21 protein-coding genes are annotated in these 23,543 nt (G+C 62.7%); 8 read left to right on the top strand and 13 right to left on the bottom strand.

The window, feature by feature from the left end:
* Positions 1 to 12: 12 nt before the first annotated feature.
* Genes NDB2M4_RS17060 through NDB2M4_RS17050 form a run of 3 tightly spaced genes read right to left on the bottom strand, consistent with a single transcriptional unit; the run spans position 13 to position 3,268 of the window.
* On the bottom strand, positions 13 to 885 hold the full coding sequence (locus NDB2M4_RS17060) for a UbiA family prenyltransferase (protein ID WP_072377223.1): 873 nt from the start codon (positions 883 to 885) through the stop codon (positions 13 to 15).
* Positions 858 to 2,057: a metabolite traffic protein EboE gene (gene eboE, locus NDB2M4_RS17055; protein WP_072377221.1), complete on the bottom strand. Its 1,200-nt coding sequence runs from the start codon at positions 2,055 to 2,057 to the stop codon at positions 858 to 860. The genes NDB2M4_RS17060 and eboE overlap by 28 nt, the downstream gene beginning before the upstream one ends.
* Entirely contained in the window at positions 2,057 to 3,268 is a 1,212-nt protein-coding gene (locus NDB2M4_RS17050) for a 3-dehydroquinate synthase (protein ID WP_244536215.1), read from the bottom strand. Before NDB2M4_RS17050 ends, eboE begins: the two co-directional genes overlap by 1 nt.
* Before the next feature lie 459 nt (positions 3,269 to 3,727).
* Here NDB2M4_RS17050 and NDB2M4_RS17045 point away from each other — a divergent pair, with 459 nt between their 5' ends.
* The 4 genes from NDB2M4_RS17045 (at position 3,728) to idi (ending at position 7,663) form a co-directional block, all read left to right on the top strand.
* Positions 3,728 to 5,140 (top strand): PQQ-dependent sugar dehydrogenase, encoded by a 1,413-nt coding sequence (locus NDB2M4_RS17045; RefSeq protein ID WP_072377219.1) that lies wholly within the window; start codon positions 3,728 to 3,730, stop codon positions 5,138 to 5,140.
* Positions 5,141 to 5,233: 93 nt separating this feature from the next.
* Positions 5,234 to 5,689, top strand: a complete 456-nt coding sequence (locus NDB2M4_RS17040) for a c-type cytochrome (protein WP_072377217.1) — start codon at positions 5,234 to 5,236, stop codon at positions 5,687 to 5,689.
* Positions 5,690 to 5,711: 22 nt separating this feature from the next.
* Complete coding sequence (locus NDB2M4_RS17035; RefSeq protein ID WP_072377215.1) at positions 5,712 to 7,133, top strand: nucleotide pyrophosphatase/phosphodiesterase family protein; 1,422 nt, start codon at positions 5,712 to 5,714, stop codon at positions 7,131 to 7,133.
* Complete coding sequence (gene idi / locus NDB2M4_RS17030) at positions 7,130 to 7,663, top strand: isopentenyl-diphosphate Delta-isomerase (protein WP_072377212.1); 534 nt, start codon at positions 7,130 to 7,132, stop codon at positions 7,661 to 7,663. Before NDB2M4_RS17035 ends, idi begins: the two co-directional genes overlap by 4 nt.
* Here the strand turns inward: idi and NDB2M4_RS20310 are convergent.
* The 4 genes from NDB2M4_RS20310 to NDB2M4_RS17015 form a co-directional block, all read right to left on the bottom strand.
* Entirely contained in the window at positions 7,660 to 7,797 is a 138-nt protein-coding gene (locus tag NDB2M4_RS20310) for a hypothetical protein (RefSeq protein WP_171988138.1), read from the bottom strand. The genes idi and NDB2M4_RS20310 overlap by 4 nt on opposite strands.
* Before the next feature lie 112 nt (positions 7,798 to 7,909).
* Complete coding sequence (locus NDB2M4_RS17025; protein WP_072378253.1) at positions 7,910 to 8,293, bottom strand: cyclophilin-like fold protein; 384 nt, start codon at positions 8,291 to 8,293, stop codon at positions 7,910 to 7,912.
* Positions 8,294 to 8,558: 265 nt separating this feature from the next.
* Complete coding sequence (locus NDB2M4_RS17020; protein ID WP_072377210.1) at positions 8,559 to 9,803, bottom strand: beta-ketoacyl-[acyl-carrier-protein] synthase family protein; 1,245 nt, start codon at positions 9,801 to 9,803, stop codon at positions 8,559 to 8,561.
* Between the two features lie 145 nt (positions 9,804 to 9,948).
* Positions 9,949 to 10,221 (bottom strand): acyl carrier protein, encoded by a 273-nt coding sequence (locus tag NDB2M4_RS17015; RefSeq protein WP_072377208.1) that lies wholly within the window; start codon positions 10,219 to 10,221, stop codon positions 9,949 to 9,951.
* 403 nt (positions 10,222 to 10,624) lie between these two features.
* Here NDB2M4_RS17015 and NDB2M4_RS17010 point away from each other — a divergent pair, with 403 nt between their 5' ends.
* Positions 10,625 to 12,358, top strand: a complete 1,734-nt coding sequence (locus NDB2M4_RS17010) for a long-chain-fatty-acid--CoA ligase (protein WP_083556537.1) — start codon at positions 10,625 to 10,627, stop codon at positions 12,356 to 12,358.
* Here NDB2M4_RS17010 and NDB2M4_RS17005 read toward each other — a convergent pair.
* From NDB2M4_RS17005 to NDB2M4_RS16985, 5 genes are all read right to left on the bottom strand, one after another.
* Positions 12,318 to 13,688, bottom strand: a complete 1,371-nt coding sequence (locus NDB2M4_RS17005; protein WP_072377206.1) for an SAM-dependent methyltransferase — start codon at positions 13,686 to 13,688, stop codon at positions 12,318 to 12,320. The genes NDB2M4_RS17010 and NDB2M4_RS17005 overlap by 41 nt on opposite strands.
* Positions 13,689 to 13,776: 88 nt before the next feature.
* Positions 13,777 to 15,081 (bottom strand): acetyl-CoA C-acetyltransferase, encoded by a 1,305-nt coding sequence (locus NDB2M4_RS17000; protein ID WP_072377204.1) that lies wholly within the window; start codon positions 15,079 to 15,081, stop codon positions 13,777 to 13,779.
* A 19-nt stretch (positions 15,082 to 15,100) separates the two neighbouring features.
* A complete protein-coding gene (locus tag NDB2M4_RS16995) occupies positions 15,101 to 17,107 on the bottom strand; it encodes a 3-hydroxyacyl-CoA dehydrogenase NAD-binding domain-containing protein (protein ID WP_072377202.1) in 2,007 nt (668 codons plus the stop codon).
* Between the two features lie 61 nt (positions 17,108 to 17,168).
* Positions 17,169 to 19,664, bottom strand: coding sequence for an acyl-CoA dehydrogenase (locus NDB2M4_RS16990; RefSeq protein ID WP_072377200.1), 2,496 nt, complete (start codon positions 19,662 to 19,664; stop codon positions 17,169 to 17,171).
* Positions 19,665 to 19,876: 212 nt separating this feature from the next.
* A complete protein-coding gene (locus NDB2M4_RS16985; protein WP_072378248.1) occupies positions 19,877 to 21,196 on the bottom strand; it encodes an NAD(P)/FAD-dependent oxidoreductase in 1,320 nt (439 codons plus the stop codon).
* A gap of 119 nt (positions 21,197 to 21,315) precedes the next feature.
* Between NDB2M4_RS16985 and NDB2M4_RS16980 the strand changes: the two genes are divergently transcribed.
* Both NDB2M4_RS16980 and soxZ read left to right on the top strand, forming a co-directional pair.
* The gene (locus NDB2M4_RS16980; RefSeq protein WP_072377198.1) at positions 21,316 to 21,783 is read left to right on the top strand and encodes a thiosulfate oxidation carrier protein SoxY; all 468 of its coding nucleotides are present in this window, start codon (positions 21,316 to 21,318) and stop codon (positions 21,781 to 21,783) included.
* 12 nt (positions 21,784 to 21,795) lie between these two features.
* On the top strand, positions 21,796 to 22,122 hold the full coding sequence (gene soxZ / locus NDB2M4_RS16975) for a thiosulfate oxidation carrier complex protein SoxZ (RefSeq protein WP_072377196.1): 327 nt from the start codon (positions 21,796 to 21,798) through the stop codon (positions 22,120 to 22,122).
* Here the strand turns inward: soxZ and NDB2M4_RS20390 are convergent.
* Positions 22,119 to 22,868, bottom strand: coding sequence for a hypothetical protein (locus NDB2M4_RS20390; RefSeq protein WP_072377194.1), 750 nt, complete (start codon positions 22,866 to 22,868; stop codon positions 22,119 to 22,121). The two genes, soxZ and NDB2M4_RS20390, sit on opposite strands and share 4 nt — an antisense overlap.
* Before the next feature lie 176 nt (positions 22,869 to 23,044).
* Here NDB2M4_RS20390 and NDB2M4_RS16965 point away from each other — a divergent pair, with 176 nt between their 5' ends.
* Complete coding sequence (locus tag NDB2M4_RS16965) at positions 23,045 to 23,488, top strand: pseudoazurin (protein ID WP_072377192.1); 444 nt, start codon at positions 23,045 to 23,047, stop codon at positions 23,486 to 23,488.
* The last annotated feature ends 55 nt before the right edge of the window (positions 23,489 to 23,543 follow it).

The following is a 23,543-nucleotide window of genomic DNA, read 5'->3' as shown; positions in this document are numbered from 1 at the left end:
GCGGTGCGGGATTCAGCTTGCTGGGACATAGCGCTGGAAGACGAGGGTGAGGATGAAGCAGGCGAGACAGGCGATGGCTGCATAGTCCATTCCAGTCGTTGTGGCGAAGAGCGCGTCATTGATGGAGATCGCGGCGATCATCAGTCCGACCGCGCGGGACACGTCTCCCGCGTGGCGGCGCTTGAGAAGCTGGCCCACGCGCAGTGCGCAAACGGCCAAGGCGATGAATGAGACGGTGGCGATCAGGGAAAAGTCGGTCCCCACGAGCGACACGCCAGCGGGGGCGGCGAGCAATGGCAGCGGCCACAGGTTGGTCACCCTGTCGAGGTTCTCCTGGCGCGCGGTGTAGGTGAGGCCGGCGACATACAGCAGCATGGCGGCCGCCGGCAGAAGCACAGTTGGTGACAGCGTCGTCAGCGCTGCCGATGCGGCGGCGATGTAAACCAGGGCGCGGCACAGCCCCATGACGAAGGGCGCAAACGGATTGCCCTTGTGCTGCCAGTCGTAGAGCAAAATCGCGCCCGCGAGCGCGAGACCGACAAGGCCGGTGTGATCGTTTACGGTTGCAAGCCCGACGACACCGACGACAAGAAGCGAGGCACCGACAACGATCACCGCGTCGGCGCTGGCCTCACCCGATGGGATCGGACGCTCGGGACGCTCGCGCGCGTCGATATTGCGGTCGAAGGCATCGTTGAGGAACATCCCGGCGACGTACATCGCGGAAATGGCGACGGCCATCATCAGGAGCCAGTGGGTCGGCGCACCGCCCGCCAGCGCGCTGCCGGCAATGACGTTGCTCCAGATAGTCGGCAGATTAGAGACGCGTCCGAGCTTCAGCGCTGTGCGCCAACCGCTCATGCGCCGAGTTGCGAGCGAACCCATTTGAGCTCCCGAGCGATATCGCTGCTGACATCGATGCCGCGCATGTCTGCGGGCAGCACGTCCCAGGTATAGGTTTCGACTTCCAGATGCGGCGCGAGAGCGCTGCGTTTGCATGCGGCCAGCAGGTTTGCGAGCGGCTGCTGGGTCGACTGCAAGGCGCCGTAGTCCGCTTGAAAGAGCGGCACGTGACAGTGAACGCGCCATTCGCCACCCGCTCGTCCGCTGCGCAGCGCATCGAACGCTTCGGGCAGGTCGCGATAGCGGGTGACGCGATCGGCTTGCACTTCCACTGTCTGATGCAAGTAGACGCCATCATCGAAGCGGGCCAGAAGCTCTGCCGCGTTGGCGTTGACGACGGGAATGCGCAGAGCGGAGCTGAGCTGAATTTTCGGCACTTTGATGCCTACGGCTGCCAACCGGCCCAGGCATTCAACCGGATCCTCGAACTCGACGCTGGCGTGGCACACGTCGAGGCAGATGCCGAGATGACGCCGCAGGGCCTCACGCGCCTCTCGGCTCGATATGTCGGTCAGGCGGCGGAACGTCTCGACGGACTGGCGGGCGAAAAGGTGGTCGTTGAAAAAGTCGATGGCCTCGTCGATCGTTTCCAGGAAGCAGCATGGCTCCGGCTCGAGCGCGAGTGAGATGTGCTTTCCCGTCTCCTCGGCAAGCCTATAGAGATACGCCGCGTGGCGGATCAGGTGATAGACCATGCGGGCGATATCGATCGGCCCGTTGATGGCGTCCTTGTAGGCGCCGGGCACGGTGCTGATACTGCCTTCCACGCCCTCCGGCAGCAGCGCTTCCAAGATATCGGCGGCCTTGTTGGAGAATAGTACCCGGCGCTCATCGCGCCAGTCGGGCTCGTAGACGCGCTCCTTGACGCGCGTGCCGTGGAAGTTGCCATACGGGAACGCGTTGATGGTGAAGACGTAGAGATCGGACTGGGCGAGGAACGCCTTTAGAGCGGCGAGTGCCTCCGGCTTGGCCAGTTCGTCAGCCGCGGTTGCCGACAGGCGCAACCCGATGCCCATCGGCTGATCGGGCGACACCTCTGCCTTGATCGGCAGGACGTGCTTGCGTAGCGCGGCTTCGATCTCGGCCCAGCGCTCACCTGCATGGATATTCGTGCAGTAGGAGAGATGGGGCGAGCCAGGCAGGTGGAGACGCATTACACGCCGTCCTGCGGTCGCAACCAATCGATCGCCTGTTCGATCAGGGCCGAGTCCATCGTGTTGACGTCGACGCTGGTGCCGATCGCGGACAGAAGCGTCACCGTCAGCTCGCCGCCGAGATGCTCGCGGAACTCCTCGAGGCCCGCGAGCAGCTTCAGTTCGCCATTCTCGTTGCGCGCTTCGCAGGCCGGATGCCAGAGGGTGAAGCCGAGGCGGTGCAGCAGGGCGCGCACGCGCAAATCCTCGCCTGGCGGCAGAAGCCCGGCCAGGACCGAATAGCGCGTATCGAGCGCAACGCCGATGGCGACCGCTTCTCCGTGCCGAAGCTCGTAGCCCGAAAGGCCCTCCAGCTTGTGCGCCGACCAGTGCCCGAAATCGAGCGGTCGGCCACTGCCGCGCTCGAACGGATCGCCTCCGGTTGCGATCTGGCGCATATGCAAAAGCGCGCAATGGCGAATGAGATGATCGAGCGGCTCGGAGGCAAACAGCGAGAGTGCGCCAGCTTTTTCTTCCAGCCAGTCGAAGAACGCGCCATCGCGAATGAGCGCAACCTTGACGGCCTCGGCCATGCCAGCGCGCTTGTCGCGGCCGGGCAGGATATCGATGAAGGCAGAGTCATTGATGACGGCTACGGGCGGCACGAACGTGCCGAGCATGTTCTTGCAGCCGAACGCGTTGACGCCGTTCTTCACGCCGACGCCGGAATCGTTCTGCGCCAGAACCGTGGTCGGAACACGAATGTGCCGGATGCCACGATGCGTCGTCGCGGCGACGTAGCCGATCAGATCGAGCAGCGCCCCACCGCCGACACCGAGCACGTATGAATGACGGTCGAGCCCGGCATCGACGAGCGTCTGCTGAAGGTCGAGAACCAAGCCTGGGTCGTTCTTGCAGCCCTCGCCCCCAGCGATGATCTCGACCGGTCCGGCGAGTTCGATGCCATTTCCGGCCGACCCCAGGTAGGCCGCGATGCGGCGCGGCAGATCTGGCATTTCACGCACGACGCCCTCATCGACGAACACAGCCGTGCGCCGGCGCGTTCCCGGGGTGCGTGTCAATGCTTCGGCGAGAACAGAACTCGTTTCGGAAAAAATATCTCGGGCAAAATAGACAGGGAAATCATAGGAAACAGAAAACCGCTGTATGAAAGTTCGTTCTTCGCTGTACGATTCAATTTTCGACAGCGCGTCACCAAGTGCCTTGCCCACGCATTTCCCCTTACGACGTGCGTTTATTTGCCGATTTGCCATCAGCATTTGCCGGAAACGACCTGAGCTTTTGCCACTGCGGCCTTCCGGACCCCGGCGAACCAATCGTTTGTCAGTCGCGCCGTTGGGAGTGCGGATCATGCGCGTTTTGACGCGGCCAAGCAATGGTTTTGCTCATAACGCTCGCGCGAACAGAAACGTCGCTTTTTGGCAATGGATAATCCGGCAAAAATGATCGGGAATGCGTGGCAATTCTTTGTGCGTACACTTTCCTCTTTGCGTCAAATTCTGGAACTGCGCCCCCTATCCATTGTCTCGGGGAATTCCATTCACTAGCGTTCAAACGCCGCAGGGCAGGTGCTCCAGATCACCGGGACATCGAATTGATGCGGCTACCAGCGCAAACGCGCAACGCGAGAATAAGTCGCGACAATGGAAATGGGAGAACGTTCAATGGGAATGCGGTTGCTAAAGGCCGCGTCGATAGGGATGGCCGCGCTCGGCACTCTGGGAGTGACTGCGGTCGCTGCCCAGACAGTGCCGACCGAGGCCTCGCAGGTCGCGCGTCCCGGAGGAAAGCTGCCTGGCGATCCTAAAATCGCGCTCGTGAAGATCGCTGATGGGTTCAACGATCCAGTCGGCGTCGCTTCAGCATTTGATGGTTCTGGTCGAATCTTCGTGGTGGAGCGCGTTGGTCGCATCAAGGTCGTAAAGGACGGCAAGGTTCTGGAGAAGCCGTTCCTCGACCTCACAAAGAATACGCCGCTCGGCTCGGAAGTTCAGACCGGCTTCGTCGAGCAGGGCCTGTGGTCCGTCGTCTTCGATCCGAAGTTCAAAGAGAACGGCTACTTCTACGTCAGCTACTCGTCTCTGCCATTCAACGGCGCGCACATGATCACGCGCTATACAGTGGATTCGGGCAGCCCCGATGAAGTGACGGTCGATCAGGCGCAGAAATCCGCCAAGGTCATCACCATCATCCCGCAGCCCTATTACAACCACTACGGCGGCGGCATCGAGTTCGGGCCCGACGGCTATCTCTATGTCGGCAAGGGTGACGCCGGCTGGGAGGGTGACCCCCTCGACGCCGGTCAGCGCAAGGATGTGCTGTGGGGCAAGCTGCTCCGCATCGACGTCAATACGCCGGACAACGTCGGCTACAAGGTTCCTGACGACAATCCTTTTGCTCATGCCTACCAGGATCGCATGATGGCGCTCTTCGGCATCACCGAAGAAGGCTTCTCCAAGATCCACATGGGCACGCGTCCGGAGATCTGGGCTTACGGTCTGCGTAACCCCTACTCGTTCCGCTTCGACCGGAAGAACGGCGGTTTGTTCATCGCCGACGTCGGCCAGAACCATCTCGAAGAGATCGACTGGCAGCCGGCCAACAGCAAGGGTGGCGAGAACTACGGCTGGAAGTTCAACATGGGTACGAACTGCCATCCGATGACGGGACCCGACGACAAGTGCCCGCAGGTGGGCGTGCTTCCGGTCGCCGAGTATCCGCACCAGGAGCCCTATCCGGGTGCTGAGAAGCTCAAGGACGGCTGGGGCTGCTCGGTCATGGGCCTCGGCGTTGCCAACTACGCTGGCATGAACGGCGTGTTCCTCACCGGCGACTGGTGCTCGGGCCGCGTGTTCGGCACGGGTTGGGACGGCAAGAAGTGGCAGCTGCAGGAGCTGCTGCAGACTTCTCTGCAGTTCACCTCGGGCAACAACGACGAGGACGGCACCGTGCTCGCCGTCAACTGCGACTGCTTCTACACCGACGACAAGGGCCCGCTGGCGAACCCGCCGGGCGCGCTCTGGCGCGTGGTAGCGGCTGACAAAGTGCCGGCTGGCGCGGAAGTCGCCAAGACCCGGAAGTGATCGTCAAAACGATCCTGCATTGACCGCCAGGGCCTCTCGCTCCCGTCTGCGAGAGGCCCTGTTGGTGCCTCGAAATCCCATAGGAAAGTCTCGATGTCCCTCACACAGCGTGCGTCGCGCACTCTCGCAGTCCTGACCGTTGCCGCGGTCACGTTCGCCATCCCCGCCATCGCCATCGAGTTCCGCAACGCTCTTGATGACTCGCCGCTGGACCTCAGCCCCATCAAAGGAGAGACGTTCACCGATGCCGTGAAGTCGTTCCACGAAACGGGGACGAACCCATACGTTGGTAATGCCGACGCGATTGCCGAAGGGAAGAAGATCTTCAATGACAACTGCCAAGTCTGCCACAAGCCAGATGCGTCGGGTGGCATGGGTCCGAACCTGATCGACGACGTCGTGATCAACTCGCGCGCGAACACCGATGTCGGCAAGTTCGAGGTCATCCACTCGGGTGCCGCCGGCGCGATGCGTCCATTCTCCAAGCGTGGCATGACACAGGATCAGATCCTGAAGATCATCGCCTTCATCGACTCGCTGAAGAAGTAGCGGAGGGCGTTACGGCTCGGTCATGCATCCCCTCCTCGTTCTCAATGTCGTCGGGCTGACACCGGAGCTGATCGGGGAGCACACACCCAATCTCGCGGCGTTCGCCCAGCGTTCGGGCGTGCGTCCGCTGCAAACCGTGACGCCCGCCGTAACTTGCTCGGTGCAGGCGACGTTCCTCACAGGCACGCCGCCGACTGATCACGGTGCGGTCGGCAACGGCTGGCTGTTTCGGGATCTGGCGGAGATCTGGCTGTGGCGCCAGTCGAACAAGCTGCTCAGTGGAGAGCGGGTTTGGGACGCGGGCAAGCGGCGCGATAAGGCTTTCACGTGCGCAAACATGTTCTGGTGGTTCAACATGGCCTCCAGTGCAGATTACGCGGTGACGCCGCGACCGATCTACAAAGCGGACGGACGGAAGATCCCCGACTGCTATGCGCAGCCGTCGGAGCTTCGCGATGAGCTGACCGCGAAGCTGGGGACGTTTCCGCTGTTCTCGTTCTGGGGGCCTGCGACGAACATATCATCGACGCGGTGGATAGCGGACGCCACGTTGCACGTCATGGCGAGCCGCAATCCGACTCTGACCCTCGCCTACCTGCCGCACCTCGACTACGTGCTGCAGCGGCTGGGGCCGGACAATCCGGGCATCGCAGCCGACCTGCGCGAGATCGACGATGTCGTAGGCGATCTCGTCAAAGCTGCGGACGCGTCCGGACGCCATGTGATGATCGTGTCCGAGTACGGGATCGTGCCGGTGAAGCGGCCGGTGCACATCAACCGCGCGCTGCGCCAATCTGGCTTCCTCGCGGTCCGGGATGAGCTGGGCGGAGAATTGCTAGATGCGCCCCAGTCGCGCGCTTTCGCGCTCGCTGACCATCAGGTGGCGCATGTCTACATCGCCGATCCGGACGACATCCCGCGGGTCAGGGCCGTGCTGGAGCAAACTGGTGGTATCGACGAGATCTGGGGGGCTGAGGAAAAACGCGCGCATGGTCTCGACCACGAGCGATCGGGCGAACTTGTTGCGATCGCACGCCCAGACGCGTGGTTTACCTACTACTACTGGCTCGATGACGCCCGGGCGCCGGATTTTGCGAGGCTGGTCGAGATTCATCGCAAGCCGGGGTATGATCCGGTCGAGCTGTTTCTCGACCCTGAGATCAAGTGGCCCAAACTGGCAATCGGCTGGCGGCTGCTGAAGCGGGCGCTCGGATTGCGCGCCCTGATGGACGTCATTCCGCTCGACGCCGCGCTGGTGCGGGGTTCACATGGGCGGGCGGACAATTCGCCGGAGCGCAGCCCGCTTGTCATGTCGTCGGCGCCGGGCATGCTGCCGGGCGGCGTGATCAAAGCTAGCGAGATCAAGCAGATTATGCTGGATCACATTTTCGGGGTGGAGAGACAGCCGCAAAAGGCTGCGGAGATGGAGCACACGCGAGCATGATCGATGCTCTGGAGGAGGTCATCCTCGTCGACCGCGAAGATAATCCGCTCGGCACGGCGCCGAAGCTGCTGACGCATCAGCGCGGCGATCTGCATCGGGCGTTTTCAGTTCTCATTGACGATGGCGCGGGCAAGATGCTCCTGCAGAAGCGGCATCCGGGCAAGTATCACTCGGGCGGACTGTGGACCAATGCTTGCTGCGGCCACCCGCGTCCGGGAGAGGATACTGCGGCTGCCGCCGCGCGGCGGCTCGAGGAAGAGATGGGCTTTTCCTGCCCGCTCACGCCGCTGCACAGCCTTGTTTATCGCGCCGATGTCGGCAGCGGCCTCATTGAGCACGAGTACGTGCACATCTTCACCGGCTGCTGGGACGGGGACGTTCGGCCCGACGATGAAGAGGCCGAGGCGCATTGCTGGCGCCCGCTGGCCGACATTCAAGCCGATGCAGCGCGCAATCCGGACCGGTTCACGACCTGGTTTCGAATATATCTGGAACGAGACCTTCCCAATGCGGCCAATGTAGACCCCTAGCGCACGAGCCGCAGGTGGCAACGCTGCTCGGGACAGCGCTCCTCGTAGGCCGACAGCTGGGCCTGTTGCGGGGCGGGATCCGGGGTGATCCAGGCCGCCGCGACGCCGACAAGAAACCGCAAAACCATTTCCACTGGCGATCCTCCCCCTCGTGGCGGTCAATGCTCGTGACCAATCGAGGGGAGTTAAAGGCTAGCACAATCGCTGCGTTGCACAAGAAGGCGCTCTTGCGCGCAGAAGCGCGCCCTACGCCTCAAGGTTGGCGTCGACGATGGAGACGCCTTCGCCGGCATGCACACCCTTCAGCCGGCTGACGTCATCGAGTGCCATTGCCCAGATATTGCACGGGCTGGCCATTCGGATTTCTCCGCGCCGAGATAATGGGGTGGGTCCAAAGCCGATGGCGATGGCCTCGCCATCCGGCCAGAAGGCGATTTCCCCGGCGTTGACGACCTCGCGGGCACCCGGCTCAGTCTCGGAACTGACGGGAGCGCTGAAATAGACTTCATGTCCCCACAGGCTGGCCTCAGCATGGATGGGGAGCGCAGCCCAAATGCGTTCCGCGGTAGGCGTTTCGAGGAGGCGCGCGCGGATGGCCACCTTCCCTGCACGGATCACAATCTCGCGCATCATCCGCCTCCCAAGCCGGTCAGTCTCATGCTGCCGTTGGCGACAATCTGTCATTGCCACGGTTTGTCAGCAATACCCTGGCGTGCACCATCACCAGCGGCGCGGGGCGCCCGCAAGCTCTGCTGGACCTAAGCACTTCACGCTGCATGCTGAAAGGCTTTGGGAAACAAGATGAATCCGGAGCGAACTGGTGGATGCAAAAGCGCCACGCCCGATGAGGCGTGGCGCAAAAGACTGTCAGTGCGCGTTGTTGATCGGCCGCCTATCAGGCGGGCGGAGGACCAAAAACCAGCACGGCGTTGAGGCCGCCGAAGGCAAACGAGTTCGACATGGCGTACGTCACGTCGAGCTTGCGGCCGACATTGGGGATGTAATCGAGGTCGCATTCGGGATCGGGATCGTCCAGGCCGATGGTCGGCGGGACCCATCCCTCCCGCATCGCGCTGATGCAGGCCGCTGCTTCGATGCCGCCGCCCGCACCGAGGGGGTGGCCGGTCATCGACTTGGTCGAGGAGATGGCGAGGTTCTTGGCGTGGTTGCCAAAGACTGCCTTGATTGCGCGCGTCTCGTTGGCGTCGTTAATCGTCGTCGCGGTGCCGTGCGCGTTGAGATACTGGATGTCCGCCGGCGAAATCTGAGCATCGTCGAGCGCCATGCGCATGGCTTCGCGCGGCCCTTCGATGTCGGGGTTCACCATGTCCTTGGCGTCCGAGGTCATGCCGTAGCCGGCGATCTCGGCCAGGATGGTGGCGCCACGCGCCTTGGCATGCTCATAGGATTCCAGCACGAGGACACCTGCGCCCTCACCGAGCACGGTGCCGTTGCGCTTCTTGGCGAACGGGAAGCAGCCTTCCGGCGACAGCACGTGCAATGCCTGCCAGGCCTTCATGGTGCCGTAGTTGATGACCGACTCCGAGGCGCCGGCAATGGCGACGTCGACGACGCCGTTCTTGATGTAGTCGCGGGCGATGCCGATGGCATGGGTTGCCGTCGAGCAGGCGCTGCAGGTCGCGAAGGTCGGTCCCTTGATGCCGAACTCAATGCCGACGTGAGCGCTGGCCGAAGAGCCGATGATGCGCAGAAGCGTCAACGGATGAGTGGCGCGCTTACCTTCGAGGAACAGGGCCCGGTAGGACTGCTCGTAGGTCGTCAGACCGCCAGCGCCCGAACCGATGATGCAGGCCGAGCGATAAGGATCGGCGACAGGGAATGTGAGGCCCGATTGGCGCACGGCCTCGTCGGCGGCGGCAGCGGCGAACCAGGAATAGCGGTCGGCGTGCATAACCAGCTTATCGCGCTGGAAATGCTTGAGACGTACTTTAGGATCGAAGTCCTTGATCTGAGCGGCGATCAGGATCTTCAGATCGTCGACGGGAAAACCGCCAAGCTCGGTAACACCGCACTTGCCCTCGTGCATCGAGGCCCAGAGATCGGCCACATTGAGGCCGATCGGCGTCACGGCGCCCATTCCGGTCACCACGACGCGGCGCGCGCCGTTCGCGTTTGACATCTAGTTACCTGCTCGGTTGTGAGCGGCGCACTGGCGCCGCGAGAGTTATGATGCGAGCCGGCAAAAGCGCCTCGGGGGGGAGCTCGCTGAGAGATATGGCAAGGGCACACTTAAGTGCCCCGATGCCAGCGTTCGTATCTGTAGGTTAGGCCTTGGCGCCGGCAGCGGCTGGGCCTTTAGCAACCAGCTCCTTAACGCGATCGACAACCGAACCAACGGTCTTGAAATCCTCGACATCCTCGTTGGCGTTGTAAGGGATTTCAATGCCAAACGTATCTTCGATATCAAAAACGATCATCGCCAGATCGAGGGATTCAATCTTGAGATCCGTAAGCGGCGTCGACATCGAGATGTCGTCGCGCGGCTCCTTCATGTGCTTCTTCAGGATCTCGACGATCTTGGTGCCAACTTCGTCCATATCAGTCTCCCACCCCCGCTTTATTGAAGCCTGGGGCCCGTGTTCGTTCGTTTCTAACTAGTGCCAGCCCACTAGCACAACAAGCTGAGGCGTCACATATCCTTAAACGCCAGCCAAGTCTAGCAGAGGGCCAGCAGCCGGCCGGAGGGGCCGGGTTGGCAAACGCATAGAGCGGTTTCCATGCGCCAGCTGTCATTCAAGGTACAGCAAAACCTCTTCACAACCGTTGCTCTGCCGCCGATCGCCGTAACCTTCCGCTTGGTCCTTGCGGGCGAAACGTGTTCAATAACAAGGCGGCTTTCAAGCTCCTGTTATTGCATTTGCGGCTGAGCGACCGCAACTGTCCGGCAATAGGCCTGGCGCTATACTGCGACCAGTAGTCTAGCCCGGGAGACGCTCGAGGATGTCGACGATGGTCCGCACCCGGCCTCCGGCCAACGCGTCGCAGCCAGCCATGCCTTGGCTGGATCACTACCCGCGCGGCGTTGACTGGCATATGCCTCTAAAGGTCGCGCCACTCTATCAGTTGCTCGACGACGCAGTGGCGCGCTTCGGGTCCCTCACCTGTACCAATTTCCTAGGTCGGACACTGACTTACGCCGAGCTTGGGCGGCAAGTCGAGCAGGCGACGCTCGGGTTGCAGCAGCTAGGCGTCAAGAAAGGCACGAAAGTCGGCCTTCTGCTGCCGAACTCCCCGACGTTCATCGTCTACTTCTTCGCGATCCTCAAGGCCGGCGGCACCGTCGTTAATTTCAATCCACTCTATACTGTGGCGGAGCTGAGCCAGCAGGTGAAGGACAGCGACACCGAGCTGATGGTGACGCTCGACCTCAAAGTGCTTCTGGACAAGGTGGAGCAGCTCATCACGGGCGGTTGCCTGCAACGCGCTGTCGTCGCTTCGTTTCCTGCGTTGCTGCCATTGGCCAAGGCGACGCTGTTCCGGCTGTTCCGGGCACGTGAGTTGGGCAATCCCGCGGCCTCTCCCGTGCGCGAGAAGCTGCTTCTCGAAGCCGAAGTGATGGCTGCCAGCGGCCAGCCTGCCCCCGTCGCAATCGACCCCATCAACGATATCGCCGTGCTGCAGTACACGGGCGGGACCACCGGCACCCCCAAAGGGGCCATGTTGAGCCATGCCAACGTCTACGTGAACGTGCAGCAGGTGTCGGCGACGGCGCCGGAGCTGGAAGACGGCGTGGAGCGGGTGTTTGCGGTGCTCCCATTTTTCCACGTATTTGCGCTGACCGTCGTCATGAACCTTGGCATCGCGCACGCGGCGGAGATCATCATCATGCCGCGCTTCAACCTTGATGAGGCTTTGAAGCTGATCGACAAGACGCGGCCGACGGTGCTGCCGGGAGTGCCGACACTGTTCAACGCGCTGCTCAACCATCCGAAGATTGGCAGCCATGACCTGTCCTCGCTGAAGTTCTGCCTGTGCGGCGGCGCGGCGTTGCCCATCGAGGTGAAGCAGCGTTTCGAGAAGGTGACCGGGTGCAATGTCGTAGAGGGCTATGGGTTGTCCGAGGCTTCGCCCGTGGTGACCTGCAATCCGATCGCCGGTCCCGTTAAGCCTGGATCGATCGGCATGCCGCTGGCGGGAACCGTAGTGTCACTGCGCGACCTTGCCGATCCGACGCAGGAGGTGCCGCTCGGCGAAAAGGGCGAGATCTGCGTCAGCGGTCCGCAGGTGATGCGCGGATATTACAAGCGGCCGAAGGAGACGGCCGACCAGATGGTCGGCGAGTTCTTGCGGACGGGCGATGTGGCACGCATGGACGCGGACGGGTATTTCTTCATTGAGGACCGGATCAAGGACCTCATCATCTCGTCGGGCTTCAATGTCTATCCGCGGCGCGTCGAGGAAGCGATCTACGAGCACCCTGCCGTGGCCGAGGTGACAGTGATCGGCATCCGCGACAAGAAGCGCGGCGAGGCGCCGAAGGCGTTCGTGCGCCTGAAGGAAGGCATGAGCGCCACGGTCGAGGAGATGCTCGAGCACCTGGCCGCGCGCATCTCCAAGATCGAGATGCCCTCGCAGATCGAATTCCGCGACGAGCTGCCGAAGACGATGATCGGCAAGCTGTCGAAGAAGGAGCTCAAGGCCGAGGAAGACGCAAAGGCGCGTGCTCCGGCGTAAGCGGCCCCGCTCGGCGGTAGAGATCGGCGCGTGATGGGGGCACGGCGGGCGGGCGCTTGGCGTTCTTTGAAACCAACGTCTGGTAGATGCGCAGCGTGCCGCGCGAGAACGCGAGCGAGACGCCGGCCAGATATGCCACCCAGATGCGGTACTTTTCCTCGCTGACGTATTTCAGGGCTTCCTCGCGCCGTTCGGTCAGGCGCTCGCACCAGAGCTTGCAGGTGCGCGCGTAATGCAGACGCCATGCCTCGACATCCAGCACCTCGAAGGCGGCGCGCTCCATGGCGAAGATCGAGTGCCCGATGTCGTCCAGCTCGCCGCCGGGGAAGATGTACTTGGCGATCGCCTTCTGCTCAGGACGCATGCGGCGCTTGAACCAGCCCTGCTTGGGCGCGCGGCGAGAAATGGCGTGATTGAGGAACAGTCCGTCCTGCGCCAGCAATGACTGCATCTTGCCCATGTAGCCGGGGATGTTCTTGAGGCCGATGTGCTCGTACATGCCGATGGAGGCAATCTTGTCGAAGGTCCCCGTCATCATCGAATAGTCTTTCAGTTCGACGGTGACGCGGTCCTCAAGGCCAAGGCGCTTGATTTTCTCCTTGGCGAAGGCGAGCTGCTCTTCCGACAAGGTGATGCCGTGCGCAGTGACGCCGTAGTTTTTGGCCGCGTGGCAGATGAGGCCACCCCAGCCGCAACCGATGTCGAGGAAGCGATCGCCGGGCTTCAGCCGCAGCTTCCGGCAGATCATTTCCAGCTTGTCGCGCTGCGCCTGCGCGACGTCGTTGTTCCAGTCGGTGTAGTACGCGCACGAATAAACCATCTCGGGGTCGAGGAAGAGCGCGTAGAAATCATTCGACAGGTCGTAGTGGAACTGGATGAAATCCTTGTTGTCGGCGACCTTGCGGCGGCGGCCGGTGATCTCGCCTTCGAAGCCCTGATTGTCGGCAGCGTCGTCCGTGCGTGCAAACAGGAAGGGCGAAAGCTGGCCCAGCAGCTTCAGGGCATCGCGGCCCTTGAGCTTCACCGAGCGGCCGCCCTTGTTGAGTTGCGAGCCGAGGTCTATCAGCGTGCCGCCGGAAAAGTCGATGCCCTTGTCGACGTAGTGGCGGATGAAGTTGTCGAGCGTCGGCCAGCGCAGCAGCGAGCCGATCACGCCGGCGTCGGCGATGGAAAGCTCGAACGGGCCAGTGACGTTCTTGCCGAGCGGAGTCAGCGAACCGTCCCACAGCCGCAGCGAGGCGTTGAGGTCGAGCTTTTTGCCCAGATCGCGCGCCAGCGCCTTGGCCGCTGCAAGCTGTTTTTCGGCCTTGCCGCTCTTGTCCTTGCCCATGCCGGATGAGACCCCGCGTTGCTACCCGCCCGCGGTGCTCGCATACCTTCCCGCCTGTGTCGAGGGGCTAGCCGCCCGTGTCGAGGTACTAGGCGGCTTGGTGCAACTCGGCGGCATCCTTCGATTCGAGAATCGCCGCGACACCCATGCCGCCGGCAGTGCAAATCGAGATCAGGCCGCGGCCGTGATGCTGCGAGAGCATGTGCGCGAGGTTGCCGAGGATGCGCGCGCCGGTTGCCGCAAACGGATGGCCGACGGCGATCGAGGAGCCGTGCACATTGAGCTTGGCGCGGTCGATGCTGCCCATTGGCGCGGCGCGGCCGAGCACCTCCTGGCAATAGATCGGATCCTCGAATGCCTTGAGCGTGGCCAGCACCTGCGCGGCGAACGCCTCATGGATCTCGTAAAAGTCGAAATCCTGAAGTGTGAGGCCGGCGCGCTCCAACATGTGCGAGATGGCGATGGTTGGGGCCATCAGCAGGCCGTCCCCGCCGACGAAGTCGTTCGCGGCGGTCTGCGAATAGGTGATGTAGGCCTGGACGGGAAGGCCGTGCTTCGTCGCCCAATCCTCAGAGGCCAGCAGCACGGCGGCGGCGCCGTCGGTCAGGGGCGTCGAGTTGGCTGCCGTCAGCGTGCCTCGCTCGGTCTTGTCGAACGAGGTTTTGAGGGACGCGAGCTTTTCGGCTGTGGCATCGGCCCGGATGTTGTTGTCGCGGAAGACACCGGCGAAGGGCGTGACGAGATCGTCCATGTAGCCGGAGCGATAGGCTTCAGCCGCCTTGCGATGACTTTCGAGCGCGAACGCGTCCTGCTCGGCGCGCGAGATGTTCCATTCCTGGGCCATCAGCTCGGCGTGCTGGCCCATCGACAGGCCGGTGCGAGGCTCGGCGTTGGCCGGCGCGTTAGGCACCAGCTCCCTAGGCGAGAAGCCTTTGAACAGCTTCAGCTTGTCGAGGAACGTCTTCTGCTGACCAAGCTTGATCAGACGTTGCGCCAGTTTTTTCGAAACGGTGAGCGGCGCATCAGATGTCGTATCGGAGCCGACGGCTATGGCGCAATCGATGTCTCCCGTAGCGATCTTTGCGGCGCTGCCGAGCGCGCCCTGAAGGCTGGTGCCGCATGCCTGCATCATGGTGATGCCTGGCGTAGACGGCTTGAGACGCGTGCCGAGCACGGCTTCGCGCGTCAGGTTGAAGTCCTTCGAGTGCGTGATGACCGCGCCGCCGACGACCTCGTCGATGTGCTGGTTCTTTAGGTTGTAGCGATCAACGAGTGCATTGAGCGCGCCCGTCATCAGGTCGAGATTGGTCTGATCAGCGTAAAGCGTGTTCGAGCGGCAGAAGGGAATGCGGGCTCCGCCAATCACCGCGACGCGTCTCAAGAAACGTTGCATCGTGACTATCTCCCCTTGCCTACTCTGCAGCCGCCGCATGCGCGGGGGCTGGAGGGCTCTCTGATGCCTTGTAATGCAACGGTCCACCGCGGAACGGCGCAAAGCCGGTTCCGAAGATGACGGCCGCGTCGACCAGATCGGCGTTCTCCACGATGCCGGCGTCGAGGGACTTCTGCGCCTCGTCGATCAGCGGTTGGATCAGCTCGCGGCCGAGTTCTTCCATCTCTTCCGTATCGGTGCGGCGCGGATCCCTGATCGGCTTCCCGGCCTGCCAGACGTAGAAGCCCTCGCCTGTCTTCTTGCCGAGCTTGCCGGCAGCAGCGAGTTGCTCGAGCGCCGATCCGGCCGATGGATAATTGAGGATCTTGGCGACGTGGGCGCAGACGTCGAGGCCGACGGTGTCGGCCAGCTCGATCGGGCCCATCGGCATGCCAAAGGCGCGCGCGGCCTCGTCGATGCGCTCCTTGCTCTCGCCCTCCTGCAGCCGCTTCATGGCGCCGAACATGTATGGCGTCAGCACGCGGTTGACGAGGAAGCCAGGCACGCTCTTGGTGATGAGCGGGAATTTGTCGATGGCAGCGACGAAGGCGGCACCGCGCCTTACCTCGTCCTCGCGCGATTGCGTGCCGCGCACAACTTCGACGAGCGGCATCAGCGCCACGGGATTGAAGAAGTGCAGGCCAATCAAACGTCCGGGATCGGCGAGGCCGGCGGCGATGTCCTCGATCTGCAGCGAGGATGTGTTGGTCGCTAGAACCGAGCCGGGCTTCATACGCGCTTCGACGTCGGCGAGCACCTTGCGCTTGATGTCGAGCTTCTCGACAATTGCCTCGATAACGACATCGGCGCGCGGGATGCCATCGCCAGCCGGATCTGCGATCAGACGCGTCTTGGCGGCGTCGCGCTGCGCCTTGGTTTTGAACTTGCGGGCGATAAGCTTGCCTTGCGCGGCGATACCCTTGGCGATCTGCTCGGGCGAAACATCCTGCAGCGTCACTTCCATTCCCGCGGCAACACACCAGCCGGCGATATCGGCGCCCATGGTGCCGGCACCGATGACGTGCACGCGCTGCGGGCGCCAATCGAGCTTTTTGGGCGCTTGCCCTTTCAGCAGTTCTGAAAGCCAGAATACCCGACGCAGATTGCGCGACTGGTCGGACACCATCAGCGGTGCAAAGGCGCGCGATTCAGCGGCCTTCATCGCCTCGTCGTTGCCGCCGTAGGTCTCGTAAAGGTCGATGAGCCGGTAGGGCGCGGGATAGTGTGCTTCGCGTGCCTTCTTCGACAACTGATCGCGCATGCGGCGCGCGAGCAGATTGCGTACCGGCCATACATCGAGCATGCGCTTGGCAAAGCCCGCTGGTTTGGACTTGCGTTTTGACAGGATTGCTTTGCGCGCAGCCCAGGGGAGCGCACCACGGCTTTCGACGAGCTGATCGACGAGGCCCATGGCGCGCGCGGCTGATGCCGACATCATCTTGCCGGTCAGCATCACCGTCATGGCAGCCGGCGCACCGGCCTGGCGGATCGCCCGCACGGTTCCATTGAAGCCAGGGAAGATGCCGAGCTTGACCTCGGGAAAACCGAGCTTGGTACCGGAATCGCGCGTGGCTATGCGATAGTGACAGGCGAGGGCCAGCTCCAGCCCGCCGCCAAGGCAGAAACCGTTGATGGCGCACACCACGGGGATCGGCAGATTTTCGATGCGGTCGAAGAGGCCCGTCACGGGGCGCAGTTTGTCGACGACGTCGGTCTCTGTTCGCAGGTCGGCAAACTCGCGGATGTCGGCGCCGACGATGAAGCCACGCTCCTTGCCGGAGAGAATAACGAGGCCGACGACCTGCTTGTCGCGTCCACGCTTCTCGATCTCGGCGATGATCTCGCCCAGCTCTTCGAGCGGACGCTGGCCAAGCGCATTCTGGCTTTCGCCTTCGCGGTCGAACTCGGCCCAGGCGATGCCCCACTGATCAATGGAGAAGCGCCAGTCCTTCAAGTTCGGCAAAGGCCGGGAAACGGCTTTGAACATCGCTACTCCTCTCACGCAGGCTCGGACGGATGTGATCTAGCCGCCCAATGTGCGTGCTGTGTTACTCGGCGGCTTCGTTTCCGTACCCGCGTGCGTTGGTGTGCATCGCCGTGCCCGGGGTCGCGCGATAGTTGGGCTTCAACGTGGCAGCGTCGAAATGATCGACAGATATGGCGCGGGCAACGAGCGCTTCCAGCTCGCGCAGCTGCTGTCCCTCGCTCTCCGTTACGACGCCCTTGTCGATCGCCTCACCGATCCAATCGATGCCGTGATAGCAGCGGATCAGGCCGGAACGGATGGCGCGGTCGAGCTTCTTCTCGGCTTCCTCGGCGGCGATCGACTTCTTCATGGCAATTTCAAGCAAGCCAGTCGCGTCATCGGGATCTTTCGATACGTAGATGTAGCGCGTGAGCCGATCTCGGGCGGCAGGCGTCTCCATGATTGTCTTCACGGCGCGATGGCCGAGCCTGTCGGGCGCCGGACGGAAGCGTGCGCCCAAGGGGAAGACGACGAGGCGCATCGCCCAGCGCGCGGCGGGGATCGGGAAGTTGTCGATCACGCCGCGCATTGCCTCCTGGAAGCGATAGAGCGCGTTCATGGCGACGAGGTCGACGAAGACGCGGTCGCTGGAGAGGCGGCCGTCGTCCTCGTAGCGCTTCAGTACGCAGGCGAGGATGTAGAGCTCCGATAGCGCATCGGCGAGGCGGCCGGCGAGCTTCTGCTTGGTCTTGAGGCTGCCTCCGAGCGTTGCCACCGTCACGTCGGCGACGAAGGCGAAGCTGCGGGCGCAGCGTGCAAGCTGGCGATACCAGTTGGCGGTATCAAACGCCTTCTCGGGCGCGGATGCGAAGATGGCGCCGGTGAGATTGTGCGCGAGCGCGCCGCAAGCATTGGCGACCGAGAACGAGACGTGCTCGCCGAAGGCGCGGTCGAAATCGTCGAGCCCGCGCGTGCGATCTGGATCTTGCGCCGCCTTGATCTCGCGATAGAGATAGGGATGCGAGCGCAGCGTGCCCTGCGCGAACGTGATGAGCGTGCGCGTCAGGATGTTGGCACCTTCAACGGTGACACCGATGGGCACCATCTGATAGGGCGCTTGCAGATAATTCGAAGGACCGTCGCAGATGGCGCGGCCGCCGTGGATGTCGAAGGCGTCGTTGACCGCACGGCGCATGCGCTCGGTGGTCTGATACTTCATCAGTGCAGAGATGACCGACGGGCGCTCGCCGCGTGCGACCATGGCCGCGGTGACGGCGCGGGCGGCTTCCGTCGCATATGCGGTCTCGACCTGGCGCGCGAGCGCCTCCTCAACGCCTTCCATGCGCGAGATGGGAAGGCCGAACTGCTTGCGAATGCGCGCGTAGGCGCTGGAGAAACGCAGCATCGCCTTGGCGCCCGCCGTTGCCGTAGACGGAAGCGAAATCGCGCGGCCGGCAGCGAGGCATTCCATCAACATGCTCCAGCCGCGGCCGGCCATCTCCTGTCCGCCGATGATCCATTCCACCGGGATCGTGACATCGCGGCCTGTGGTCGGACCGTTGGGGAAGGCATTGCCTGCCGGCAAGTGGCGGCGACCGATCTGCACGCCGGGATGATGCGTCGGTATGAGCGCCAGCGTAATGCCGGGGTTCTCGCCTTCGCCGAGAATGTTCTCCGGATCGAACAGGCGGAATGCGAGGCCAAGAAGCGTCGCCTTGGGGGCGAGCGTGATGTAGCGCTTGTCCCACGACAGGCGAATAGCGGGGCTGCCGTCGGGGCCGCGGATAACCGTACCGATATCGCGCATCGTCGCTGCGTCGGAACCGGAGGTCGGGCCGGTCAACGCAAAGCACGGGATCTCCTCGCCGCGGGCGAGGCGCGGCAGGTAGTAGCGCTTCTGCTGGTCGGTGCCGTATTTCTCGATAAGCTCGCCAGGGCCGAGCGAGTTCGGCACCATCACGATGATAGCAACGTCAGGCGAGCGCGAGGCGATCTTGCCGATGATGAGAGACTGCGCCTGGGGAGAGAAGCCGAGGCCGCCGTGCTCCTTGGAGATCAGCATGCCCAGGAAGCCGTGCTTCTTGACGAAGTCCCAGATGTTGTCGGGGATCTCGCGCTGTGCGTGGCGGATCTGCCAATCGTTGGCGAGGCGACACAGCTCCTCGGTCGGTCCGTCGAGGAATGCCTGCTCGGCGGGGGTCAGCACGACCGGCGCGATAGCGCGCAGCTTGTTCCAGTCAGGTGTGCCGGAGAAAAGTTCCGCGTCGAAGCCAGTCGTGCCGGCGTCGAGTGCCTGCTGCTCGGTATCGGATACCTTCGGCAGCGTACCGCGCACGAATTTCAGCACGCGGGCGCTGACGAAGTCGCGGCGAATTGAAGGAATGGCGAGGGCGGCGAAGGCGAGCGCCATGATCCAGAGGATGGCGCCGAACAGCCCGGTCGAGCCATGCACGGCGGCAGATTGCCAAGTGAGCGCTGACAGCGCGAGCGCCGCAGCCCAGCCCCACAGCGGGGGCTTGTACATACCTAGAGCGAGCGTGCCAGCCAGAAGCGCCAGACAGAAGAAGAGCTCGATCATGTTTTTGTCTCCGCGGTTCGTAACTTGGGCAGGCCCGCTTCAGACGGCAACCTAACGCTCGGCACGTTGCATTGGCGTTAAGCTCAATGCCTGCTTGCAGTATGTGCCAATTTGTCGACGCGACCGCAAACCGGCCGCTCGGTGATCGCAGCGGCGGATTATAGCGCGTTTATGTTGCGTGTGAGACTTAAGTGTCAGCCGCTGGCTGCAGATCAGCCCTTATGCATCAAAGCGGTATTATCGTTGAAAGCATCGGCGATGATGGCGTGGTACCACGCCAGGCCCTCTTCGTAGTTCTTGCGGCGCATCGCGGCTGTTTCGTGCGCCTGAGAAACAAAAGGCCCGTGCGGGACGAGCAGCGGCTTGCCGTCTTTCTCGCCCGGCGTGTAGTCGGCGCCGATCTTTATGCTGTCGTCCGCGGCGAGAAGAGACCAGCACGTATTGCGGTAGCGCGCTGCAACCGGCTCGGCTCCGGCAAGCGCTGCCAGAATATCGGCCGCAACGACCCTGCCCTGGCTATTGGCCGAATATGCCGACTTCGGCATGTCGTTGGCGATCGCTGCATCGCCAATGACGTGGATGCCGTCGACCAGTGCCGAAGCAAAGTTCGCCGGTTTGATCGGGCACCAGCCATTGGCACCGGCGCATCCAGCGGCGATGGCGATGTCGCCAGCCGTCTGCGGGGGGATGACATTCACGACCGCGCCCTTGAGTTTCGTGCCCGACGCCGTCTCGACTTCGAGAGCCTTGGGGTCGACACGGACGACGCGGAAATCGTCGATCTCGTTGGTGAGATTGAGGTCGATGATGCCGGAATAATATTTGTCGAAAGCTTCCTCGAACGCGGCCTGCTTTGAGAACATGCGCTTGGCATCGAAGATGACCAGCTTCGACTTCGGCTTATGCGTTTTTAGGTAATGCGCGATCATGCATGCGCGCTCATAAGGTCCGGGCGGGCAGCGATAGGGGTTGTCCGGCACCGTCATGATGACGACGCCGCCGTCGTCCATGGACTCGAGCTGCTTCATCAGCAACAGCGTCTGCGGCCCGGCTTTCCATGCGTGCGGCATGATCTCGGCGGCCGTTGCGGAATAGCCTTCGATGGCGCCGTAATTGAAATCGATGCCGGGTGACAGAACGAGCTGATCGTAGGGAAGCCTCTCGCCGGCGGAGAGCTTGACGGTCTTCTTGGCGGGGTCGACGTCGGTCGCCGTTTCGTTCAGCACCTCGATGCCGAGCTTGCGTAAGCCGTCATAGCTGTGCTGCAGCGAGGCGAAGGTGCGAAAGCCGCCGAAGAAGTGGTTCGAGTTGAAGCATGAGGTGTAGATGTCGCGCTTTTCGACGATGGTGACGTGAAGGTTTGGCGCTTCCGTCTTGAGGATGCGGGCGACGGTGCCGCCCCCTGCCCCGCCGCCGACGATGACGATCCTGGCCGCGCCTTTGGCCAGAGCCGGCGCGCCGATCCAGGATGCGCCAGCTGCCGTCAGTGCCGCTCCCCCCAGGAGCCGTCCGAATTCCCTGCGATCGATCATTGCTTGGTGCCTTGTTGCCGGCCCGTCGTTGCCGGTATCGTAGCCCTCGCGCGGCGCGCCCGGCAACATAACCTTTGTTGAGCTTCGACGCGCTGATGAGACCCTGAGAGAGGCGCCAAGTGCTGGACCGTCGCACATTTCTGCTCGAAGGCAGCGCCGCTGTCGCTCTCATTGCGCTGCTGTGCAGCATCGACGGTGCGCGGGCGGAGCCGGCGGCGACGCCGTCCGCCGAGTTCAATGCCGCTTTCAACACACTGATCGGCAAGGGGGTGCCTCAGGAGGCCGGATTGACGCTCGACCTGCCCGATAGCGTTGAGAACGGCGATTATGTGCCGGTGGCGCTCGCGGTGGAGAGCCCGATGACGGCGGACGATCACGTCACAGCGGTACATCTACTCTCAACTGCGAACCCGCGCGCGGAGGTTGCGACGTTCCGCTTTACGCTCTTATCGGGGAAGGCTCAGGTGACGAGCCGGATGCGGCTGGCAAAGACGCAAGACGTCGTCGCCGTGGCTGAACTGTCAGGCGGGCGCATTCTCGTTGCGCGTCGAAAGGTCGACGTCAAAGTCGGCGGCTGTGGAATCTAGGAGGGCCGCGCGATGATGAAGAAGCCGCCACGCATCAAGGTGCCCGAGACGATCAACGCCGGTGAGATCATCGAGATCAAAACGCTGGCGACGCACATCATGGAGACCGGCAACCGGAAGGATGCCGCTGGCAACATCATCCCGCGCGACATCATTCACACGTTCACGGCGAGCTTCGAAGGCGAAGACGTTTTCTCGGCGACGCTCGGCTCGGGGATCGCGGCTAATCCATACATCGCATTCTTCATGCGCGTGCCGGGACCGGGCACTCTGACGCTCACCTGGCTCGACGATGGCGGCACGACGACGGTCGAGAAGGTGCCGCTCAACGTCAGCTAGCGAAGATCGGGCGGCGGCAGGTCGTGCCTTTCGGGCCGGCGCAGAGCAGAAATCCGCTGCATGACGTTGTTGCCGAAATCGCGCAGCCGCAACGTGAGGCGGTCGACCGTCGGCCGCATGCGGAACCAAAGCTCATCCAGACTCGGGCGGAGCTTAAGCCAAGCATCATGCATGGCATGTTTGGCGCGCCATTTGACGACGCGGCCGTAGCGCCACGCCCACGATGCACGGACGCGGGCAAAAAGCGCCTCCTGCCACGGCACGAAGATGCCATAGGCGCGGGCGAACCAACCGATCTGCATCAACGCCGGCTTCGTCAGCAAGAAGATGCGCGCGATGAGTGCGGTCGATGCGATCTTGGCTAGGAAGATGACGACAGCGGCGCTGATCAGATGGCCAGTCGTGAGAAAATAGACACCTAGCAGTTTGGCCGGAATGAGCACGGCGCTCGGGATAGCGAGAGCCAGCAGCGCTCCATACGGCGGCAGGCCGGCGATAAGCTGCTCGAGCTTGGCCCAGAGGGGATAGCGCGCGAGGCGGGCAAGCAGGTTCGAGAGCGGCTCCCACCCCCACTCCTCGAACAAGAGAATGAGCGCGAGGAGGATGTTGAGGGCGAAGACGACGGCCGGGCGGACGAACTCCCACAAAAGCAGGACAGCCCTGCCGAGATGCAGCGCCGCCTCGTTAACGAGACTGCCGATCTCGCGCGCGGCGATCTCCAGTTCGAGCCTGAGTTGCTTCCACATCGCGCCGTTCCCAACGGCATGTCCATCGCGCCGCACAGTCCAGGCTAGCCGGTAGAGACTGCCGTCGCACTAACGAAGCTGAAGGAGCCCTGTTTGCCGCAGATGGCAACGAGAACTCGTTGACGAAGCGCGTGACATTTCTATACTTCTTGTGTATAGAATAAGCGGAGGACGTAATGAGGGTCACTGGACTGGTCGCAATGGCGGCGCTGGTACTGGCATTTGCAGGCACTGCGTCATCGGCGGCCGAGCACGAGATCAAGATCAAGAACACCAATGGCAAGGGCAAGTTCATGGTGTTCGAGCCCGATTTTCTGAAAGTCGAACCGGGAGACACGGTGAAGTTCACGCTCGTCGACAAGAACCACAACGCCGAGGCGATCAAAGACGTCTGGCCCGAGGGCGTCGAGCTGCTCAAGGGCGAGATGAACCAGGACGCTGAATTCGTGGTTGAAAAGCCGGGCTACTACGGAATCAAATGCCTGCCGCATTTCACCATGGGCATGGTGGCGCTGATCGTGGCGGGCGAACCGACGAACAAGGCGCAGCTCGATGCCTTCAAGGCGCCGGGCGGCGCGAAGAAGAGATGGGACGAACTGCTGAAGAACGTGACCCAATGAGTTTCAATCGGAACTGACGACGATCCTCCCGATGGCATCCCGCATCGTCGTTCGT

The sequence above is a fragment of the Hyphomicrobium sp. NDB2Meth4 genome, assembly GCF_900117445.1.
Lineage (GTDB): Bacteria > Pseudomonadota > Alphaproteobacteria > Rhizobiales > Hyphomicrobiaceae > Hyphomicrobium_A.
Note: the sequence above shows the minus strand (reverse complement) of the source record. Positions and strands in the feature narration are given on the sequence as shown.

Excerpts from the sequence above, each read along its gene's own strand:
- NDB2M4_RS17060 (WP_072377223.1), bottom strand. The coding sequence starts at position 885 with ATGGGTTCGCTCGCAACTCGGCGCATGAGCGGTTGGCGCACAGCGCTG.
- eboE (WP_072377221.1), bottom strand. The coding sequence starts at position 2,057 with ATGCGTCTCCACCTGCCTGGCTCGCCCCATCTCTCCTACTGCACGAAT.
- NDB2M4_RS17045 (WP_072377219.1), top strand. The coding sequence starts at position 3,728 with ATGCGGTTGCTAAAGGCCGCGTCGATAGGGATGGCCGCGCTCGGCACT.
- NDB2M4_RS17040 (WP_072377217.1), top strand. The coding sequence starts at position 5,234 with ATGTCCCTCACACAGCGTGCGTCGCGCACTCTCGCAGTCCTGACCGTT.
- NDB2M4_RS17035 (WP_072377215.1), top strand. The coding sequence starts at position 5,712 with ATGCATCCCCTCCTCGTTCTCAATGTCGTCGGGCTGACACCGGAGCTG.
- idi (WP_072377212.1), top strand. The coding sequence starts at position 7,130 with ATGATCGATGCTCTGGAGGAGGTCATCCTCGTCGACCGCGAAGATAAT.
- NDB2M4_RS17025 (WP_072378253.1), bottom strand. The coding sequence starts at position 8,293 with ATGCGCGAGATTGTGATCCGTGCAGGGAAGGTGGCCATCCGCGCGCGC.
- NDB2M4_RS17020 (WP_072377210.1), bottom strand. The coding sequence starts at position 9,803 with ATGTCAAACGCGAACGGCGCGCGCCGCGTCGTGGTGACCGGAATGGGC.
- NDB2M4_RS17015 (WP_072377208.1), bottom strand. The coding sequence starts at position 10,221 with ATGGACGAAGTTGGCACCAAGATCGTCGAGATCCTGAAGAAGCACATG.
- NDB2M4_RS17010 (WP_083556537.1), top strand. The coding sequence starts at position 10,625 with ATGTCGACGATGGTCCGCACCCGGCCTCCGGCCAACGCGTCGCAGCCA.
- NDB2M4_RS17005 (WP_072377206.1), bottom strand. The coding sequence starts at position 13,688 with ATGGGCAAGGACAAGAGCGGCAAGGCCGAAAAACAGCTTGCAGCGGCC.
- NDB2M4_RS17000 (WP_072377204.1), bottom strand. The coding sequence starts at position 15,081 with ATGCAACGTTTCTTGAGACGCGTCGCGGTGATTGGCGGAGCCCGCATT.
- NDB2M4_RS16995 (WP_072377202.1), bottom strand. The coding sequence starts at position 17,107 with ATGTTCAAAGCCGTTTCCCGGCCTTTGCCGAACTTGAAGGACTGGCGC.
- NDB2M4_RS16990 (WP_072377200.1), bottom strand. The coding sequence starts at position 19,664 with ATGATCGAGCTCTTCTTCTGTCTGGCGCTTCTGGCTGGCACGCTCGCT.
- NDB2M4_RS16985 (WP_072378248.1), bottom strand. The coding sequence starts at position 21,196 with ATGATCGATCGCAGGGAATTCGGACGGCTCCTGGGGGGAGCGGCACTG.
- soxZ (WP_072377196.1), top strand. The coding sequence starts at position 21,796 with ATGATGAAGAAGCCGCCACGCATCAAGGTGCCCGAGACGATCAACGCC.
- NDB2M4_RS20390 (WP_072377194.1), bottom strand. The coding sequence starts at position 22,868 with ATGTGGAAGCAACTCAGGCTCGAACTGGAGATCGCCGCGCGCGAGATC.
- NDB2M4_RS16965 (WP_072377192.1), top strand. The coding sequence starts at position 23,045 with ATGAGGGTCACTGGACTGGTCGCAATGGCGGCGCTGGTACTGGCATTT.